Genomic DNA, 18,386 nt, shown 5'->3' on the forward strand with positions numbered 1-18,386 from the left:
CCCGGTACGCTATGCCACTACGTGTGGCGCTGCGTACTACCGGTCACGGGACTTCCGGCCCACCACGGTCGCTGACGCATTTCTGAAAGCGGTGTGGTGATGACAACCGGAATACCCCTGTTCCTCATCGACGGTCATAACCTCCTGTTTCGCGCCTGTTTCGGGACCCCTGCGGAGATCTACTCCCGGGACGCCGAGCGGCGCGACATCACCACCCAGTTCATGTTCTTCGCACTCCTGCGCAAGGCGGTGACCGCGGAACTCGACAGCTGGCCGGAGATCCTCGTTGTGTTCGACGGGGAGCACGGCTCCGCCGAGCGACAGGCCAGCGACGCCGGCTACAAGGCCAACCGCGACACCAGCGACCCCGCCCGCCGGCCGCTGGAAGCACTCGCCGACGTCAAGACCGGCCTGGATCTGCTCGGGATCGCCTGGATCGAGATCGACGATGTCGAGGCCGACGACGTCATCGCGACCCTCGCCGCAGCCACCTGCGCCGAACGGGATGTCCTGATCCTGTCGATGGACCAGGACTTCTACCAGCTCCTCGCTGATTCCGACTCCGACGGCACACGGCAGTCGGTCCGGATCCTGAACACCGCACAGCGGCCCGGAAGCCGGCTCATCGGCCCCGCTGACGTCCTCGCCCGCTACGGAGTACATCCGGCTCAGTTCGCCGACCTGCGCGCCCTGAGCGGGGACACCAGCGACAACATCCCTGGCGTACGCGGCATCGGACCGAAGACCGCCGCCACCCTGCTGGCCGGCGGCCTGGCCCTCGAGGACCTGCCCGCCTCCGGCCGGCTCATCGGCGCGAAGGGTGCGGCCATCCAGGCAGCCTGGCCGCAGATCCTGACATGGCGGGCAATGATCCGCATGCGCCGCGATGTGCCGCTGCCTCGGACACCGACGGGCATCGCCACCACGCCGCTGCCCATTCCCGGCGACGTCATCGCCCAGCTCGGCCTGTGGGCGGCCACGCCACCGGCGCCGACCACGTCCATGGCGTCATGAACCCGACGCCAGACCGGCACCGGCCAGCCGGCGGGGTCCTTGCCCTTCCCAACGTCGACGTTCCGCCGCGACGAACGGGCGGCCGGGTCTGACGGGGTCCTGTTCGGCGTGCATGTGCGGCGCCCTCGGTCTCGTCTTTCGGCCTGGTGAGCGCGGGGACCTGAAACCGTACTGACCAGTCACAGCCGCAGCCACGGCACCGAGCGGCCCGATACCCCTTCAGGAGGCTGGCGGGCCAGCCGAACGAATCGACATGATCGCGCCGAAGAGATGTACTCCGACATCGCTGTCTGCGCAGGTCAGACGCATCTCGAGGGCCGAAGAGAAGCTTCGTGGTGGCGGGAATGACTTGCCCCCGGGCTCCGACCATCGTGGTGTCGTGCCATACACGACGGGTCATGTCACCCGAGGGAAACGAGATGATCATGCTCTTGCGTCAGTCAACCTGGCCTGCATGCAAGCGTCTCGCCGCCCCAAAGCGGTGCTGGAGAACACGGCGTTCGCCGGTAGCTGGCCCTCGCCGACCGGGGGAAGCCGCGCCAGGTCGACGAGGCCGGAACCGGGGTCGAGCACATCACCCATACCTACAAACCCGGCACGGCCGTGACCACCAGACGGAAGGCCGACCAGATCCTCCGGCGCGGCCGAAGCCGGCCGCGCCTTCCCGAAGCGGTGCCTCTTCCCGATCGAACCATTCGCGAGCATCGGCGTATGGAAAGGCTGGCGCTGGACAGAGGCACAAGTCGCATGATTCTCGCTCGGCCGTACTCGATATTGCCACCGAAACATCGTCGGACCATTCCCACCACCTAACTACTCGCCGCTTCCCTACTCTAGGTCGGAGGAGCGACCTGGGCTGCCATTTCCCGTCTCATTAAGGTGTCGAAAAATGACTTCAGTCCGAGATTCAAGCGCCACCGACAGTGCGGCCACGTTGCGGGCCGCGATGGTGGACCAGCTTCGCGCGACGGGAGACGCCATCAAGACCGGGGAGGTGGCTGCGGCGGTCGGCAGGGTGCCCCGGCACCTTTTCGCACCCGACGAACCGCTGGAGGCGGTCTACGCAGCGAACAAAGCACTTGTGATCAAACGTGACGGGAACGGCGCGGCACTCAGCTCGCTTTCCGCCGCTCACATTCAAGCGGTCATGTTGGAGCAGGCCGAGCTCGAACCGGGAATGCGTGTCCTGGAGATTGGCTCGGGCGGCTACAACGCCGCCCTCATCCAGGAGCTGGTCGGCGGCGGAGGCTCGGTGACGTCCGTCGACATCGACCAGGAGATCGTGAGCCGGGCCCGTGCCTGTCTGGACGCGGCCGGCTATCACGGCGTCGAGGTCGTCGCGGCCGACGCCGAGGCCGGCGTACCCGAAAAAGCACCCTACGACCGGATCATCGTGACCGTCGGCGCCTGGGACATCCCGCCAGCGTGGCGCGATCAGCTTGCGGGTGGCGGCAGGATCGTCGTGCCGCTCCGGCTGCGGGGGCTGACCCGGTCGATCGCGTTCGACCGGGTCGATGAGGACGACGAGGCTGGTCTGGTCAGCCGCAGCTATCGCCTATGCGGATTCGTCCCGATGCAGGGTGTCGGGACGTTTCACGAAAGACTCGTCCGTATTGCCGACGAGGTCACGCTTCGGGTTGACGACCCGTCCCAGGAGTTCGATGTCGAGGGGCTGCGCGACGCGCTGCACACGCCGAGGCTGGAACGCTGGTCCGGAGCGGCCTTCGATCTTCCTGACGAGCTGGAACTTTTCCTCGTCACGAATTTTCCTCAGGTCGCGCAACTATATGTGGACGAGACACAGGTCAAGAACGGCGGTTTCGCGCCCTCAGCCGCCAGAGGTGTGCCCACGCTGGTCAGCGGTGGCAGTTTCGCCTACCGCACCAAGCGCCCGAACGAGAAGACCGGCGGGTTCGAGAGCGGCGTCGTCGCGCACGGTCCCGACGCTGATCGCGTCGCCGAGCAATACGTGGAACTGCTCCGCCGGTGGGCCAGCGATCACCGCCGTTCCGGTGCCGCCCGAATCCAGTACGTCCCGAAGGCCGCGGGGACGCCGGCGCCGTCCGTGGGGCTGGTGCCGAAACGGCATGGCGCTGTCGTCGTCCGCTGGCCCTGAGTTTCCGCGCTCCCGAACGGATGTCCGGGCGCCGGAATCGCACCACCACCATCACAACCCAGGAGGTCTTCATGTCCATCCAGCTCGATGACCCGGTGTTGGCCGTGCCCCCGCAGGCGGGGCGGGACCAGGAGGAGGACTTCACCACATGGGACCTGGACGTCTCGATCGTCGAGTCCGGACCGGCCGCTGACCGGCTCATCCGGATGACCGACGACGGCTGCGGCACGACGTGCGAGACGGCCTGCTCGACCACCTGCCCGTAACCAGCGCCCCGACGACCTGAGAACGCGGCGTCCGTCCGGCCGGCCTCGGCGGCCGGACGGACGCCGCCCGACTGCGGAGTGGCCGGTGTATCAGCATCTCGACACCGTGGTGGTGCGTGCCGCGGTGAACCCACCTGCGGACGCGGTGGACGAGCAATGGCCCGACCTGGTCGGACCGGCGGCCACGCCAGAGTCCTGGCGCCTCTGGTTACGGGAGGTGATGCAGAATTGCGCCTTCGAGATGGCGCTGGAGCAGGCCAGCCCTGTGCTCGCTCGCCGCGTTCAGGAGATCCGCAACGGACGCCAGATACCCGAGGCCGGGGTGCGGCGGGCAGTGCTGTCGGTGATGCGCTACCGGCTTCGTGCGTCGGGGCGGGCGACGCCGTTCGGCCTGTTCGCGGGGGTCGCGCCGGCGCGCGTCGCTGACCACGCCTCGGTGCGCGCCGGCGCGGCGCACCGTGCCGTCGCGCGGGTCGAGGCTGGCTGGCTCTGCGCGGTGGTCAACCGGCTGGAAGCCGATCCGGCCGTCCGGGCGCGGCTGGATGTGGTGGCGAACAACCTCGTGTTCGAGCGTGACGGCCATCTGGTGCTGGAGCACTGTGCCGGAGGAGGCACCGACGGTGCTCCGACGCGCGTACAGGTACGCGCGAACGCACCTGTACGCGCCGCGATGGGCATCGGCCGCCGATCGGTGCGGCTCTCCGACCTCGCGGCCGGACTCGCGTCCGAGTTCGCCCCGGTTCCGACCGACGTCGTCGACAAGCTTCTGGCCGATCTGGTGGCGCAGCGGTTCCTGATCACGAACCTGCGGCCTCCGATGACGGCGACCGGCCCTCTCCGTCATGTCGTGGGTGTACTCCAGGCAACCTTGGACGGCGGGCCGGTCACCGCCGAGACGGCCTGGGTCGCCGAACGCCTGAACGGGATCGTCGATGGGCTGCGCAGTCATGACAGCGCGCCGAGCTGGGCCGCCGCGCGCAGCCGCCGCGAACGCCTCGGCGTGGACATGGCTGAGGTCCACCCTTCGGCGGAGCCGGCGCTCCGGGTTGATCTGCGGATGGACTGGTCTCTGGCTGTGCCCCGCTCGGTCGCGGCCGAGGCCGCGGCGGCGGCAGGTGTGCTGGTGCGCCTGGCGCGGCGCTCGACGCTCAGCTCCGGCTGGGACGTCTGGCATGGCCGGTTCCTCGAACGGTATGGGCCGTGCGCTCTGGTTCCCGTTCTCGACGCGGTTGACCCTGAGATCGGACTGGGCTATCCCGCCGGCTATGCCGGAAGCCCCGCATCACCCGAGGGCGTGACGTTCACCGATCGGGACGCGAAGCTGTTGGCGTTGGCGCAGAACGCCGCGCTGCGCCGCGAACGGGAGATCCTCCTCGACGACAGGATGGTCAGCGACCTTACGGTCATCGACAAGGACGACCGCGTTCAGCCCACCACGGAACTCACCGTACGCGTCCACGCCGCGAGCACCCGCTCGCTCGACGAGGGCGCGTTCACGCTCGCGGTCGTCGGGGTGTCGCGCAGAGCCGGCACCACGACCGGACGATTCCTGGACCTCTTCGACGCTCAGGACGGTGCGCGGATGTCCGCGCTGTACGCGGGTCTTCCCACCGCGAGCCGCGACGCGCTGAGCGTGCAGATCTCCGCGCCCGCTCGCTATACGAACACCGACACGGTAGGACGCTCCCCCCAGGTCATGGCGCACCGGCTCTCCCTCGGCGAGTACGACGACAGCGAGGGCGGGGGCTCGCTGTCGCTGGACGACATCGTGGTGACGGCCGATGTGCACCGGATCTATCTGCTCTCGCTCTCCCGCCGCCAGCTGGTGGAACCGGTGGCGCTCAACGCGGTGGAGCCGGTGCGACGCGCGCATCCGCTGGCGCGTTTCCTCACCGAGGCGCCAGGCGCGCTGAGCGTTCCCTGCGCCCCTTTCGACTGGGGGGCCGCGGCCCGGCTGCCGTTCCTGCCGGCGCTGCGGCATGGACGAACAGTCCTCTCGCCGGCGCGCTGGCTGCTGGGGGCCGAGGACCTGCCCGGCTCCGCAGCCGGCTGGACGGAGTGGGACCGTGCCCTGGCCAGCTGGCGGGAGCAGGTCAACCTCCCGTCAGCGGTCTACCTCGGCGACGGTGACCAGCGCATCGGACTGGACCTGTCCGAGCCGGCCCACCGGGCACTGCTGCGCTCCCACCTCGACCGCTCCGGCACCGCTCTGCTGCGCGCCGCCCCCGACGCCGACGCGGCCGGCTGGGTCGACGGGCATGCCCACGAGATCGTCGTCCCCCTGGCAGCCGCCACCGCGCAGGCGGCGACACCGCGCTGGGTAAGCCAGGCGCAGGCCGTCGGCCGCGATCACGGGCATCTTCCGGGCTGCGACGCACGGTTCTCGGTCAAGCTCTACGCCGGCCTCGGTGTCCAGGACGCCATCCTCACCCACCATCTGCCGCACCTCGTCGACGAGCTGAACGGGCAGGCCACGGGCGAGGCGCGGTGGTGGTTCCTGCGCTACCACGACCCCGACGACCATCTGCGCCTGCGGCGCACGGTCACCACCGACGGTGTGGGGCCGGCCGCTGACCGGATCGGTGCCTGGACCCGGCGGCTCCGCCGCGCCGGCCTGATCTCCCGCGCGCAGTGGGACACCTACTTCCCCGAGACCTCACGCTTCGGAGGCACCGCCGCGATGGACACCGCGGAGGCGTACTTCGCCGCTGACTCAGTGGCAGCCCTCGCCCAGCTCGCCGCCTCCCGGGAGAAGTACGGACCCGACCGTCGCGCGTTGACCGCCGCCAGCATGCTCGCCATCGTGACCGGCCTGATCGGCGACACCGTCGAGGCGACACGCTGGCTCATCAGCCACACCCGAACGGAGCCGTCCGCCCCGGCCCGCGCGCTGTACCAGCAGACCATCGCCCTGGCGAACCCGGCCGACCCACGCGCCCTGGCCGCACAGCCCGGAGGCGAAGACGTCCTCTCCTGCTGGACTCACCGGCGCGAGGCACTCGCCGCCTACCGACACGTCCTCCAGGAGACCCGCGCAGAGTCCCCCACCACCCTGCTGCCTGATCTTCTGCATCTCCACCACGTCCGTATGGCCGGAGTCAGCCTGCCCGGTGAGCGCGCCTGCCTGCACCTGGCTCGCGCCGCCGCGCTGAGCTGGACCGCGCGCACGAGGAACCCATCATGACCAGTTCCGATCCGGGCGCGCTCGCCGCCGCGGACGCCGTCGCCGAAGCCCTGGCCGACCCGAACACCGCCTGGGCCGCCCAGCGACCAGCCGGGGGAAGGGCGTGGCCGCAGTCGCTCGCCGGCGGCGCGGCGGGCGTCGCCCTGCTCCACATCGAACGTGCCCACTCCGGGCACGGCGACTGGGGCACCGCGCACGCCTGGCTGTCCGCCGCCGCGTCCGACGACCTGACCGCGGCGGCCAACGCGGGCCTGTACCTGGGCGCTCCGGCCCTGGCCTTCACCCTGCACACCGCAGCCGGACCATCACGCCGGTATAACCGTGCTCTCGGCAGCCTGGATCAGGCCGTCGTCGCCATGACCCGCACCCGACTTGCCGCGGCCCACCTACGTATCGAGCAGAGTCGGCGGCCCGCGATGAAGGAGTTCGACCTGATCCGGGGCCTGTCCGGACTCGGCGTCTACCACCTGCGCCGCCACCCCGATCACCCGATCGCCGGCGAGCTGCTGTCGTACCTGGTCAGGCTGACCGAACCACTGGCCGTCCGAGACGACCTCCCACCCTGGTGGACGGACTCGGCACCCAACGGCGAACCCAGCCCCGAGCTCCCCCAGGGACACGGCAACGTCGGCCTCGCGCACGGCATCGGCGCCGTTCTCGCCCTGCTCTCCCTGGCCCGCCTGCGCGGCCTGCCCATCCCTGGCGCCGACGAAGCTATCGCACGGATCTGCACCTGGACCGACCGCTGGCGCCAGCACGGCGACGCCGGCCCCTGGTGGCCCGGATTCATCACCCACCGCCAGGTCCGCGAGGGCCAGGTCGCGGCGACCCTGCGGCCCCGCCCCTCCTGGTGTTACGGCGTCAGCGGCACCGCCCGCGCCCAGCAGCTCGCCGGCATGGCCCTCGGAGACACCGCACGCCAGCACGCCGCCGAGAACGCGCTACTCGCGGCACTGCGGGATCAGGCGCAACTCGACCAGCTCACCGAGATCGGCCTGTGTCACGGCACCGCCGGGCTGCTCCAGTCCGCCTGGCGCATGGCGGCCGACTCTCACAACCCCCAGATCGCCGCGGAACTCCCCGGCCTGTCAGCCAGGCTGATCGCACAGATGGACAGAACCGTGCTCGACCCCGAGCTTCTCGACGGTGCCGCCGGCGCCGCCCTCGCCCTGCACACCGCCGGCACCGGCGCCGCCCCGGCGTCGGGCTGGGACGCCTTCCTCCTGCTGGCCTGATCAGGAGCCGACATGAACACCCTCACCTGGCACCAGGTCAACGTCGCCTTCCCCAACTGGGTGAGCGCCGAGGCCACCGCCGTGGACCACCTCACCCCTCTGCTGGATAGCGCCGAGACCGACGGGCTCATCACCTCCTGGTTCTTGGTGCGAAAGGCGCCCTGCTGGCGCATCCGCTACCTGCCCCGCGAGACGACAGGAGAGGCCGAGGCGTACATCCACACCCGTCTCGCCGGCCTCCAGGAGACACGCCTCATCCAGGACACCACGTTCACCCTCTACGAACCAGAAAGCCATGCCTTCGGCGGCGCCGAAGGCATGGACACCGCCCACCGGCTCTTCCACCTCGACAGCCGACACCTGCTCACCTACCTGAACGACACCAGCCACAACCCGGCCGACCGGCGCCGCCGTGAACTGTCGGTCCTGCTGTGCTCGCACCTGCTACACGCCGCCGGACTCGACTGGTACGAGGAAGGCGACGTATGGGCGAGAGTCGCCGATCACCGGCAACCACCCGAGCGCATCCCCGACGACGGGCTCCGCACCCTGCACGACGGCCTGCGACGCCTGATGAGCATCGATAACCGCCTTCTGCCCACGGATGCCCTGCCGCCGGCCTTCACCGCCTGGACCAGCGCCTTCGCCGCCGCCGGCACCGAACTGGCCATCCTGGCCACCGACGGCCGGCTACACCGCGGCCTGCGCGCCGTCCTCGCCCACCACGTCATCTTCGCCTGGAACCGGCACGGTCTTCCCCACACAGCGCAGGCTGTCCTCGCGCACGCCGCCAAGACCGTGGTGTTCGGGCATAAGCCCACCGCCGATCACCAGCCGCACGAACGGGAACCGACATGACGAAGGTCGGAACAGACCCGACCGACGAGAATCTGCGTGCCTGGTTCCCGCTGGTCCAACGCCCCCGCCCACCCGGCCTCCCCCTCGAAGACCGAGTCAGACACCTACAAGACCTGGCCGCACGAACAGCGAACGGCATCCCACTCGTCCGAGCCGCCGAAGTCTGCAACAAGGCGGCACTGATCGCGTCCGACTGCGGACAACCAGACCTCGCCCAGGACCTGTGCTGGCGACAGCACACGCTGTTCGACCAGGCACGGCCACTGCCCGCCTCGGCTGCCGAACTCGCCCTCCAACCGGTGCTCAACCTGCCGCGCCAACAGATACGCGACGGTGACGGCAACCGCGCCTACGCGATCCTTCAGACCCTGTACGAAGCCGCCCTCACGCAGACCAGCGCACTGATCGACGGACGGTCTGTCAGTCTCCACAACGTCACCTGCGCCCCCGATGACCATCGGACCATGCGCACCCTGACCTGGACGGCGCTCCTGGCGGACGGAGTCCGGGCACTGGCACGGGCCGGGCGCTGGCACGAAGCCGCCGAACGAGCAGCCGCCCACCGCGGAGTCGGCCGCCGGCTGCTCGACGGCCGACAGGCGACCGTCCTGGCACTCGCCCAGGCCGGGCACACCGAGCAGGCCGCAGAGCTGGTCGACCAGAGCACCACCCCCGAGCCCTGGGAACAGGCGGTCCAAACGATCCTGCGGGTGTACTGCCTGCGACAGGCCGGCGCCGACACCGGCCCTCAGATCGCCCCGCTCGTCACCACCGCGCTCATCCTGATGCGACAACCCGACCCGTCCACCAGGGTCTTCCGCGCCCGAGCAGGCATGATCACGCTCAACCTCGCCGACGGCCACGACCATCCGCGCATCGACTCACTACGGCAGGCCCTGATCGCAGGCGCGTTCGATGACGCATACACGGCCCGCGACACGCTCGCGCACCGCCTCCGGGAGTCGATGACCACGGCGCAGCGACATGCCCTGACCGACGTCATCTATGCCGCTGGCCTCGATGCCGGTGGCCTCCCCGAAGCGTTGTATGGAGACCTGATGGACACGGTGAACTCCGCCGAAGATCAGCTACGCGGGCATCTGATCCACCACACCAGACGGTGCGAGTGCACAACAACGACAAGCTGAACAACGGGTCGACGGAGGGACGGCACCATCTCCTACCACTCGGTCCGTGACAGAAGGACTACCCTGAGAATGGTTCCAGTCAGGAACCACCGGCAGCTCGGCCAGCTGGTTTCGGAGGGGATCGAGCGCGTCGTGACGGCCAAGCCAAGTCAGCGGGTGGAGCAGGACGAGCTGCGGGCACGGATGCGCGCGGTCGGCATGTCCCACGACGAGATCGCGATCGAGTTCGCCCGTCGCTACCACTACCGTCCCCGCGCCGCCCATCGCCATGCCCGCGGCTGGACTCAGACGCAGGCCGCGAACCACATCAACGCCCGCGCCGCCCGCGCCGGTCTCGACCCGGACGGCGCTGCCCCCATGACCGGCCCGAAGCTGTCGGAACTGGAGAACTGGCCGCTGCCGAGCAACCGTCGCCGACCCACCCCCCAGCTCCTCGCTCTGCTCGCCGAGGTCTACGGCACGAGCATCCACAGTTTGATCGACCTCGACGACCGCGAGCATTTCGGCCCCGCCGACCTGCTCCTCATCGACAAGACGTCGAAAACCGCCCAGCCTCAGCCGGTAGAACTGCCGGGACAGACGAGGCGCCAGAGCGACAGAACCGATGCCGGCGCCATGGCGGAGCCCACCGCCGTCCTGGGAACTCGATCGCTGGTGGAACTGGGCACGAGTCCCGTCGGCCGCCTTTCCGAGGAAACGACAGGTCCCATGACGTGGGAAATGGCACCGACGACAGAGGCGGTGGATAAGATCGTCAGGGATGATCTCTCCCTTGATCGCCGCGAGGCGGCTCGCGCGATGGCAGACGTGATCGTCGGCGCTGCTCTTCTCGAAGGGGCGGAGCGCTGGCTGAACACCATCGAGCCGCCCGCCGGGCAGCGTCGCACCGCGGGCGTCGGCGATGAGGAGATCGAGCAGATTGAGCAGGCCGCGCGGACCTTCCGGGCCTGGGACAACCAGTTCGGCGGTGGCCTTCGGCGGAAGGCGGTCGTGGGTCAGCTCGCTGAGATCGCGGATGAGCTTCGCGACTTCTCGCATCCACAGGATCTGACCCGGCGGCTGCACGGTGTGATGGCCGATCTTGCTGGTACCGCCGCGACGATGTCCTGGGACTCGGGTCAGGGAGGGGTCGCGCAGCGCTACTATCTGCTCGCTCTTCGATCGGCCAAGGCGGCTGACGATCCCGTGTTCTGCGCGAACATCCTCGCTGGCATGGCGCGGCAGCAGTTCTATCTCGGCCGGACGACCGAAGGACTTGAGCTCGTCCGGCTCGCGCAGGACGTCGCCGGCGTTCGGGCGACCCCGGCGGTGCGTGCGATGCTGTTCACGCGCGAGGCATGGGCCTACGCCCAGCAAGGTCGGCTCTCCGCCTTCCGACGTGCGACAGGCCGGGCGCAGGACGCCTTCCGGGACGTCGACCCGGCCGTTGAACCGTACTGGATCTCCTACTTCGATCAGGCGGAACTGGCCGGCGTCACCGGAGGTCGTCTTCTCGACATCGCGCACCAGGCGCCCGAGTATGCCGACGAGGCAGCCACCTGGTTGAGCCAGGCCGTCCGGGCTCGGGGCGTCGGCAGCGTCCGTAGCACCGCTCTTGATCAGCTCGGGCACGCCGAGATCAGACTGGTACAGGGCGAATTCGACGAGGCAGCACGGCTGGGCCACGCCGCCGTGACAACGGTCGAGCAGACCCGGTCCAGCCGCGTCCGGGTCAAACTAGGCCAGTTCTATCGGCATGCCGAGACCAGAACATCCGCCCGCCCCATCGCCGAGCTGTGCGGGAGGATCAAACCCATGCTTCGCGCCGAAGACACGGCGGCCCGGATATGAGACGTGAGGAAGGTCAGGACTTGACCCGCATCGGTGTCACCGGCCACATGAACCTCACCCCCGCGACCGTCCCCCTCGTCCGGGCCGCTCTCACCGCGGCTCTCCTGCCGTACGCGCCAGACCTGACCGGCGTCAGCTGCATCGCGGCCGGCTCCGACAGCATCTTCGCCGACGTCGTCCTGGAAATCGGCGGCACACTCGAGGTGATTATCCCTGCCGCTGACTACCGCGCGAGGAAGGTCAAATCCGACCACGCCCCTCTGTTCGACGACCTCGTCCGTCGGGCTGCCGCCGTACGGGTCCTGCCGCACGAGGTCTCCGATCGGGCAGCGTATGAGGCCGCGAACGAGGCGCTCCTCGACACCGTCGATCTGCTCATGGCGGTCTGGGACGGCCAGGCTCCCGCGGACCAGGGCGGCACAGCCGCCGTCGTCGCTCGTGCCCAAGCGAACGAACGCGCCGTCCAGGTCATCTGGCCAACCGGGGCAGCGCGACAGCCGCAGCTGTAATCCCGCTTTGCTCGGACAAGCGGACCAGAGCCAGACAAGCGCCGAGCACGGCGAAGACCTCGGCTGGCATCGTCTGATCAGCCGCTGGTGACGTGCGGGCGCCGATCGCGGCCCAGAACGGCTGGGAGGAACGGAAATGGCCGCCGAGGGTGTGCCAGGACAGGCCGGGATACTCAGCCCGCAGGGCGGCGAGGCCAGCGCTGGCCAACCCGCACCGCTGGTGGGGCTCCAGGGTGTAAGGCTGTTCCACCCAGCCTAGCCGGCAGCGGCGGCAGACCTGGTAGTCGACGGCGAACACCTGCTGGCCGTGGAGGTTCGCTGCCCGCTGACGCCAGCCGGATCGTTCACCTGAGACAGTGTCCTGCCAGGGCGTGTCGACCCGATGTACGCGCGGCCAGCTGGCACGGTGACCGAACCGCCCGCGGCTGACCCAGCGGACAGCATCGCGCCAGGGCTCCCGTCCGGACACGCGGCCGACCACGCGAGCCTGAGCGGCCAGACGCCGGGCGGCCTCGTGGTCGCCGGTCATGCCCCCTATCCGACCACAGGGCGGGCGCTCCTTCAGGTCCCTTCGCCAAGGTTGCTGTAGCCAGGCGAGAAGAGTGGTCGACGGCCGTAGATCGCCGGCCTTACCGTGAATCATGCGTTGGCGGCGAAGGACCAAGCCCGAGCACCACGGTCCCTCCGCCGGCGACGAGACCCGCCCGCCGGGCGCCACGCGGGAACAGCATGCTGAGGCGATCCGGGACGCGTTGCGCGGCGCAGGGTGTGCCGAACGCGGCGAGCGGCATGGCGGGTTCATCGTCGAATCCCAGGAGAGGCACAAGGCACTTCTCGTGCGCTGCGTCACCGACGACGACCTTCTCGACCGTCCTGGTGAGGAACAGCGCTACCGGCACGTCCTGGCCGCCGCCGGGTTCGGTGTGGTGACCGGTATCGAAGACGACGGCGGGCTGTGGGTCTGGCCGGTCGGGATTCGACCGGTAGTGCCCCGGCCGTCGCCACGGGAGCTGGCCGAGGACTGGCTGCGCACCCTGACGATCACCGGCGAACCAGGCATCACGCCAGCGCGGGCGATGGAGCTGATCGCGCAGGTCAACCAGCCACGCAAACTCGGGGTGCGGATGCGTACCCCGTTGCCCCTGGAGGACGTGCAGACCCTGGAGGACGCGCTGGCCTGGCACGCCGAGGTGCGCACCCGTGAGGTTGGGCTGCATCTGCTGCTGGAGGGCCTGCTGATCGGCTGGCTGGCCGACGCGACCGGACAGGATCGTGCCGCGATCGTAACGCCTGGCCTTGGCGGTCGAGAACATGCTGCCTTCGGATACCGGTTCCTCGGCTGGTTGAACGGGCACGTGGGGCCCGAACACGTGCGAAATCGGGGCCGGCTCCCGGTGTTGCAATCACGGCGGGACCGCGGCGCGTATCTGGCCCGAGCGAAGTGAGCCGAAAGATTCAGCGGGTTCGAGCCGAAGAAATACACCCCGCCGCTGCCGTCGCCGCAGGTCAGCGGCACTGTACAGACCCGAAACGGATGTTCGTTTCCCGGGGAAAGACGGGCCCGCAGTCGGTTGGAAAGCTGAGGGCGTTCAGCGGCGGCGCGTCAGCTTGCCACCACAAGGGCGGTGGTCGGCTGGCTCTGTCGTCGAGGCCCTACATCGAGGAGGACCTGATGATCTCCACTTCTCTGTGCCCGCTAGCTGCGGATACCGCGACCGAACGCGGCGGGGATGATGGCCGCTCCCCGGCGGTGGCGTCGTGATGCTGCCCATCGCGGACGCCTCGCCCGTGCAGCTGCGGAACGCGATGGTCGAGCGGATCCTGGCCGCCGGACCGGTGCCCATGGCCGTGGAGGCCGCGTTGCGTACCGTTCCGCGGGAGCTGTTCCTTCCGAACCTGCCGCCCGAGGTGGCGTACCAGGACCGGACCGTCGTCCTCAAACGCGACGTCTACGGGAACCCTGTGGGCTCGGTGTCCCAGCCCTCGGTGATTGCGGCGATGCTGGAAGCGTTGCGGGTCGAACCCGGCCAGCGGATTCTCGAGCTGGGATCCGGGGGCTACGGCGCCGCGTTGTTGGCGAGGCTGGCCGGCCGGACAGGTTCGGTGGTGAGCCTCGATCTCGATGAGGCCGTGGTTCACCGGACCCACGAATGCCTGCGTGTGGCCGGCTACACCGGGATCACGGCTCTGGTCGGCGATGGGCGTTTCGGGTTCGGGCTCCGCGCCCCCTACGACCGGATCATCGTCACGTGCGACACGCCGGACGTGCCGCAGGACTGGTTCGACCAGCTTGTCGAGGGCGGCAGGATCATCATCCCGCTGCACCTCCGCGGTCTCACCCGCACCGTCGCGTTCACCAAGGTCGGCGGGATCCTGACCTCGGATGCGATCCGCCCGTTCGCGTTCGGACCGATGCAGGGTTTCGGGGTCCCCCGCCGGACCACCGTGACCCTGGCAGGCGGGGCACGGCTCAACGTCGGCCCCGACCAGGACGTCGACATCGACGCCCTGGTCGCCGCCCTCGCCGAGCCACGTCACACGGTGGGAACCGGTGTCATCCTCACCCCCGACGACACCCTGCTGCTGAGCCTGGAGCTGTGGCTGGCGACAGCCCAACAGACCTTGGGCCGGTTCCACCCCGACACCCGCACCGATCAGCAAGGCCCGATCGCCTCTGCCGTCCCGCCTGGTGTGCCAGCGACCTGGACCGACGACACGATCGCCTACCTCGCCCTCGGACAGACCACCGGTACGGGCCTGGAACTCGGTGTGATCGCCTACGGGCCACACCGGGTCCGGCTCGGAGACCAGCTCGCTCACGACGTCCGTGCCTGGAACACCGAGCACCGCGGGCAGCTCCCCACGATCCACGTCTACCCCCGCGGCATCGTCGAGAAGTCCCCACCACCCGGCCGGCTTTTCAATCTGCCGTCCGCGCAGGTCCTGATCAGCTGGGGCTGAACCGTGGCTTCCTCCCGTCCCTCCTCCAAATCCGTGCGGAGCGGCCGGCCCACCGGCCGCTCCACCACCGGATCCGCCGAGGCGGATCTTCTGATCGTGCACCGTCACCAAGAGCATCTCGAGGGCCGGCGCCGGCTGTCACCCGCCGAGACCACGGTCCTCACCGGGGCACGGGTCCGTCCCGGGCAGGACCTGGTCGACCTCAGCCAGGCATCGACCCTGACCCCTGCCGCGCTCTGGGCCGTCGTCCCCGGCGGCAGCGTCACCACCCTCGCCCCGACCACCGTCGCGCTGCAGCGGATCCGGCCGACCCCGGAGAACGGCCACACCTGGGGATCGGTCTGGGACTTACTCGAACACCCCGTACCCCTGCCAGACGCCAGTGTCGACGCGGTCATCGGCCGCAGTGTCCTCGGCCCACTCCGCCACCCCCGCCGGATGCTGACCGACATCGCCCGCGTCCTCAAACCCGCAGGACGGCTATCGCTGTGCGAACCCCTGCTCGGGCAGAGCAAACCTGTCAGCCTCGACGGACTCAGCGCTCACGAGATCGCCCAGGCCGAACGAGTCCTCGCCGGCGTCCGTCCCGCCGCGCATCTGTTCACCGCGGCGCACGCCGTCGGCAACGCCCGCCTCGCCGGCCTCCTCCCGGTCTCACACACCGAGGAGACGGTCACCGCCCCCATCATCGGAGTCGCCGCCGCCGACGCCGCCCTACGCGCCGTAGGCCCGGCGGGAGAGTCCGCCTACCAGGCGATCAGCCGCGTCCTCGGCGCGGCCGTCGCCCGCAAGTACGCCGAAGCATGGCGCTCGACCGCCCGCCGACGCCCCCTCCTCCTGGAAACACCCATCGCCTACCTCACCATGATCAAACCAGACACCACCCAATGACGGCGCCGAGGCCGGCCGCCTCCCGGCCGGCCTCCCCGCCGACGGCTGTCGTTACTTTCCGGTACATCGGCGGGCGTTGATCTTTTCCCGCCCCATTTTTTGCTGGCAGCGAAATGTCCTGAAGATGCCATGCACTTGCATCGGCACGGCATGATGCCGAGTGATGTCCATCCTGGACATCACTCTCCGCTTTCGCACTGTCAGCTTTTCAGGGTGGACCGGACGGATCCCGGCGTCGACGCGGCCAACGATCCGCGTCACACCCCTCGGCTCGCGTAGATGCCCTTGGCCAGCGGATTCCCGCCAGGCCCACCCAGCCACTTTTGCGATCTTGGCCGCGCCAGGTGGGCGTGTCACCGCCGGGTCGTGGGCGCCCGTCTGCCCACTAGGGTGCCGAGATTGCAAGTGCGGAGTGTAGTCACGCTCTTTGCTCGCGCGCATGTTAGTTCGCATCTTGGCGAACGAGTCTGTGACGCTTACCTCTCTTGTCATTCGTTGCCGCTAATGGTCTAACTCTCTGGCACTCCGGCGGGTCACCTACGCGATGAGGCAGAGGTCAGATGGGTAACGGAACGTGAGGCGGCGCGGATGGACGGTTGCCCTGCTGGTCCTGTTCGCGGCCGGTGCCTGCACCGACGGTTCCGGCGATCCACCGGCGCCTCCTGCGTCGGTGGCGCCTTCTCCGTCCGATGCCGGCCCCTCGGCGTCGTTGACCCCGGCGGAGATCGCTGAACGCGACGCGCTCACCGCCTATCGGGGGATGTGGGAGGACTGGATCGCCATCGCCGCCACTGGCGACTACCAGGACCCGCGCCTTGCGCGGCACGTCAGCGGCGAGGCGCTTTCCTCGATCTATAAGGCCGTGTACGCGAACCAGCGGGACGGCCTCGTCGCGCGGGGAGCGCCAACCTATGCCGGTTCGGTGACGGCCGCAGAACCAGCCGCAAATCCAGATCGTATTACCATCGTTGATTGCTCCGATGGAAGTAGCTGGCTCAACTACCGCGCCGATGGCCAGCTGGAGGACAACGAACCCGGAGGGCGTCACGCCATCCAAGCCCTGGCCCTGAAGAATTCCAACACATGGAAGATCGACGTCCTGGTTATCCAGGAAGTTGGCACATGCTGACAGTTAAATCCGCCGTCTTTCTCACAGCAGGAATGCTCATCTTGTCCTTGCCGTGCGCAGCTGAGGCGCCCGCGCACGCGGGGGTCTTCCCTGCGCGATGCCCTGCGCCCCGGCCGCCGACCGGTCGTCCCCGCGCACGCGGGGGTCTTCCCAGGATCGCCCTGTACGAGCTGCGCCCGCACGAGTCGTCCCCGCGCACGCGGGGGTCTTCCCCAGTCGTGCGGGTCCGCGCACGCGGGGGTCTTCCCGCGACGCAGCCGCGCCGGAACGTGACCGGTGGGTCGTCCCCGCGCACGCGGGGGTCTTCCCCAGTTGAGGATCTCCACACCCTTGTTCTTGATGTCGTCCCCGCGCACGCGGGGGTCTTCCGTCAGTGAGGTCGGGAAGGTTGCCGACCGGGTGGTCGTCCCCGCGCACGCGGGGGTCTTCCCGACGCCCCCGGCGTCCCCGGCGTCCCCGCAACCCTCGTCTCGTCGTCCCCGCGCACGCGGGGGTCTTCCTGTGGAGGATGACATGCCGAGCCCACTGCAGTGGTCGTCCCCGCGCACGCGGGGGTCTTCCGTACACCACCTGCCGAGCATCAGGCGCGACCGCGTCGTCCCCGCGTGTCGGCGGCCACGAGATCCTGCCCAGTGACGGCCGTGTGGGTGCCCGTGTTGACGCCGAGCGAAAACTGAGCGGTTCTTGCCGAGGTAAATCGGCGCACCCGTTGGTCAGGTTAGTCGCGGTTGGGGCGGTCTTTGGCAAGCAGTTCGCGGCGGGCTCGGGTGCGGTAGGAGTCGCCGGTGAGGGTGAGGACCTCGGCGTGGTGGACGAGCCGGTCGATCATGGCTGCGGCGACGACGTCGTCGGAGAAGGTCTCGCCCCAGCGGCCGAACGGCAGGTTCGAGGTGACGAGGATCGAGCCCTGTTCGTAGCGTGAGGCGACGAGTTGGAAGAACAGGTTGGCGGCGTCCTGGTCGAAGGGGATGTAGCCGACCTCATCGATGATGATCAGCTTGTAGCGGCGGATCTTCTTGAGTTCGGTGGTGAGGTGTCCGGCCTGGTGTGCTGCGGCGAGCCGGGTGATCCAGTTGTTGGCGGTGTCGAACAGGACCGAACAGCCGGCCTGGGCGGCCTTGACGCCGAGGCCGATGGCCAGGTGGGTCTTCCCGATGCCGGGTGGGCCGAGCAGGATCACGTTCTCGGCTTTGGCGACGAAGGTGCCGGTGGCCAGGTGCGCGAGGACGTCGCGGCGCAGGCTGG

The 18,386-nt window shown here is 69.2% G+C and carries 14 protein-coding genes and 1 CRISPR repeat array; of the genes, 13 read left to right on the forward strand and 1 reads right to left on the reverse strand.

From position 1 onward, the window contains the following. Positions 1–99 precede the first annotated feature (99 nt). The 13 genes from FREUN1FDRAFT_RS16495 to FREUN1FDRAFT_RS16555 all read left to right on the forward strand — a co-directional run bounded on the left by FREUN1FDRAFT_RS16495 (position 100) and on the right by FREUN1FDRAFT_RS16555 (position 17,141). Positions 100–1,014 carry a 5'-3' exonuclease H3TH domain-containing protein gene (locus FREUN1FDRAFT_RS16495; RefSeq protein ID WP_006541247.1) on the forward strand — a complete coding sequence of 305 codons (915 nt, stop codon included), beginning with the start codon at positions 100–102 and terminating at the stop codon, positions 1,012–1,014. Between the two features lie 889 nt (positions 1,015–1,903). Continuing rightward, positions 1,904–3,130, forward strand: a complete 1,227-nt coding sequence (gene fxlM, locus FREUN1FDRAFT_RS16500; protein ID WP_006541248.1) for a methyltransferase, FxLD system — start codon at positions 1,904–1,906, stop codon at positions 3,128–3,130. A gap of 71 nt (positions 3,131–3,201) precedes the next feature. After that, positions 3,202–3,396 (forward strand): FxLD family lanthipeptide, encoded by a 195-nt coding sequence (locus tag FREUN1FDRAFT_RS16505; RefSeq protein ID WP_006541249.1) that lies wholly within the window; start codon positions 3,202–3,204, stop codon positions 3,394–3,396. An 85-nt stretch (positions 3,397–3,481) separates the two neighbouring features. Then, entirely contained in the window at positions 3,482–6,580 is a 3,099-nt protein-coding gene (locus FREUN1FDRAFT_RS16510) for a lantibiotic dehydratase (protein ID WP_006541250.1), read from the forward strand. Beyond that, a complete protein-coding gene (locus tag FREUN1FDRAFT_RS16515) occupies positions 6,577–7,815 on the forward strand; it encodes a lanthionine synthetase C family protein (protein WP_006541251.1) in 1,239 nt (412 codons plus the stop codon). The genes FREUN1FDRAFT_RS16510 and FREUN1FDRAFT_RS16515 overlap by 4 nt, the downstream gene beginning before the upstream one ends. A 12-nt stretch (positions 7,816–7,827) precedes the next feature. After that, the gene (locus tag FREUN1FDRAFT_RS16520) at positions 7,828–8,673 is read left to right on the forward strand and encodes a thiopeptide-type bacteriocin biosynthesis protein (protein ID WP_006541252.1); all 846 of its coding nucleotides are present in this window, start codon (positions 7,828–7,830) and stop codon (positions 8,671–8,673) included. Then, positions 8,670–9,821 carry a hypothetical protein gene (locus FREUN1FDRAFT_RS16525; RefSeq protein ID WP_006541253.1) on the forward strand — a complete coding sequence of 384 codons (1,152 nt, stop codon included), beginning with the start codon at positions 8,670–8,672 and terminating at the stop codon, positions 9,819–9,821. Before FREUN1FDRAFT_RS16520 ends, FREUN1FDRAFT_RS16525 begins: the two co-directional genes overlap by 4 nt. A 183-nt stretch (positions 9,822–10,004) precedes the next feature. Next, positions 10,005–11,651: a helix-turn-helix transcriptional regulator gene (locus FREUN1FDRAFT_RS46405; protein WP_232295225.1), complete on the forward strand. Its 1,647-nt coding sequence runs from the start codon at positions 10,005–10,007 to the stop codon at positions 11,649–11,651. Then, positions 11,648–12,160 carry a hypothetical protein gene (locus FREUN1FDRAFT_RS16535; protein ID WP_006541255.1) on the forward strand — a complete coding sequence of 171 codons (513 nt, stop codon included), beginning with the start codon at positions 11,648–11,650 and terminating at the stop codon, positions 12,158–12,160. Before FREUN1FDRAFT_RS46405 ends, FREUN1FDRAFT_RS16535 begins: the two co-directional genes overlap by 4 nt. 641 nt (positions 12,161–12,801) lie before the next feature. Beyond that, entirely contained in the window at positions 12,802–13,605 is an 804-nt protein-coding gene (locus tag FREUN1FDRAFT_RS16540; RefSeq protein ID WP_006541257.1) for a hypothetical protein, read from the forward strand. Positions 13,606–13,921: 316 nt separating this feature from the next. Then, on the forward strand, positions 13,922–15,121 hold the full coding sequence (fxlM, locus tag FREUN1FDRAFT_RS16545) for a methyltransferase, FxLD system (RefSeq protein ID WP_006541258.1): 1,200 nt from the start codon (positions 13,922–13,924) through the stop codon (positions 15,119–15,121). 93 nt (positions 15,122–15,214) lie between these two features. Beyond that, on the forward strand, positions 15,215–16,012 hold the full coding sequence (locus tag FREUN1FDRAFT_RS16550; RefSeq protein WP_369809801.1) for a methyltransferase domain-containing protein: 798 nt from the start codon (positions 15,215–15,217) through the stop codon (positions 16,010–16,012). A 574-nt stretch (positions 16,013–16,586) separates the two neighbouring features. Next, positions 16,587–17,141, forward strand: coding sequence for a hypothetical protein (locus FREUN1FDRAFT_RS16555; protein WP_157474860.1), 555 nt, complete (start codon positions 16,587–16,589; stop codon positions 17,139–17,141). 219 nt (positions 17,142–17,360) lie between these two features. Then, positions 17,361–17,702: a CRISPR direct-repeat array (repeat unit 28 nt; unit sequence GTCGTCCCCGCGCACGCGGGGGTCTTCC). Between the two features lie 157 nt (positions 17,703–17,859). Here the strand turns inward: FREUN1FDRAFT_RS16555 and istB are convergent. Beyond that, on the reverse strand, positions 17,860–18,386 hold a 527-nt coding region (istB, locus tag FREUN1FDRAFT_RS16560; RefSeq protein ID WP_006541262.1), incomplete at its 5' end, for an IS21-like element helper ATPase IstB.

The organism is Parafrankia sp. EUN1f (genome assembly GCF_000177675.1).
Lineage (GTDB): Bacteria > Actinomycetota > Actinomycetes > Frankiales > Frankiaceae > Parafrankia.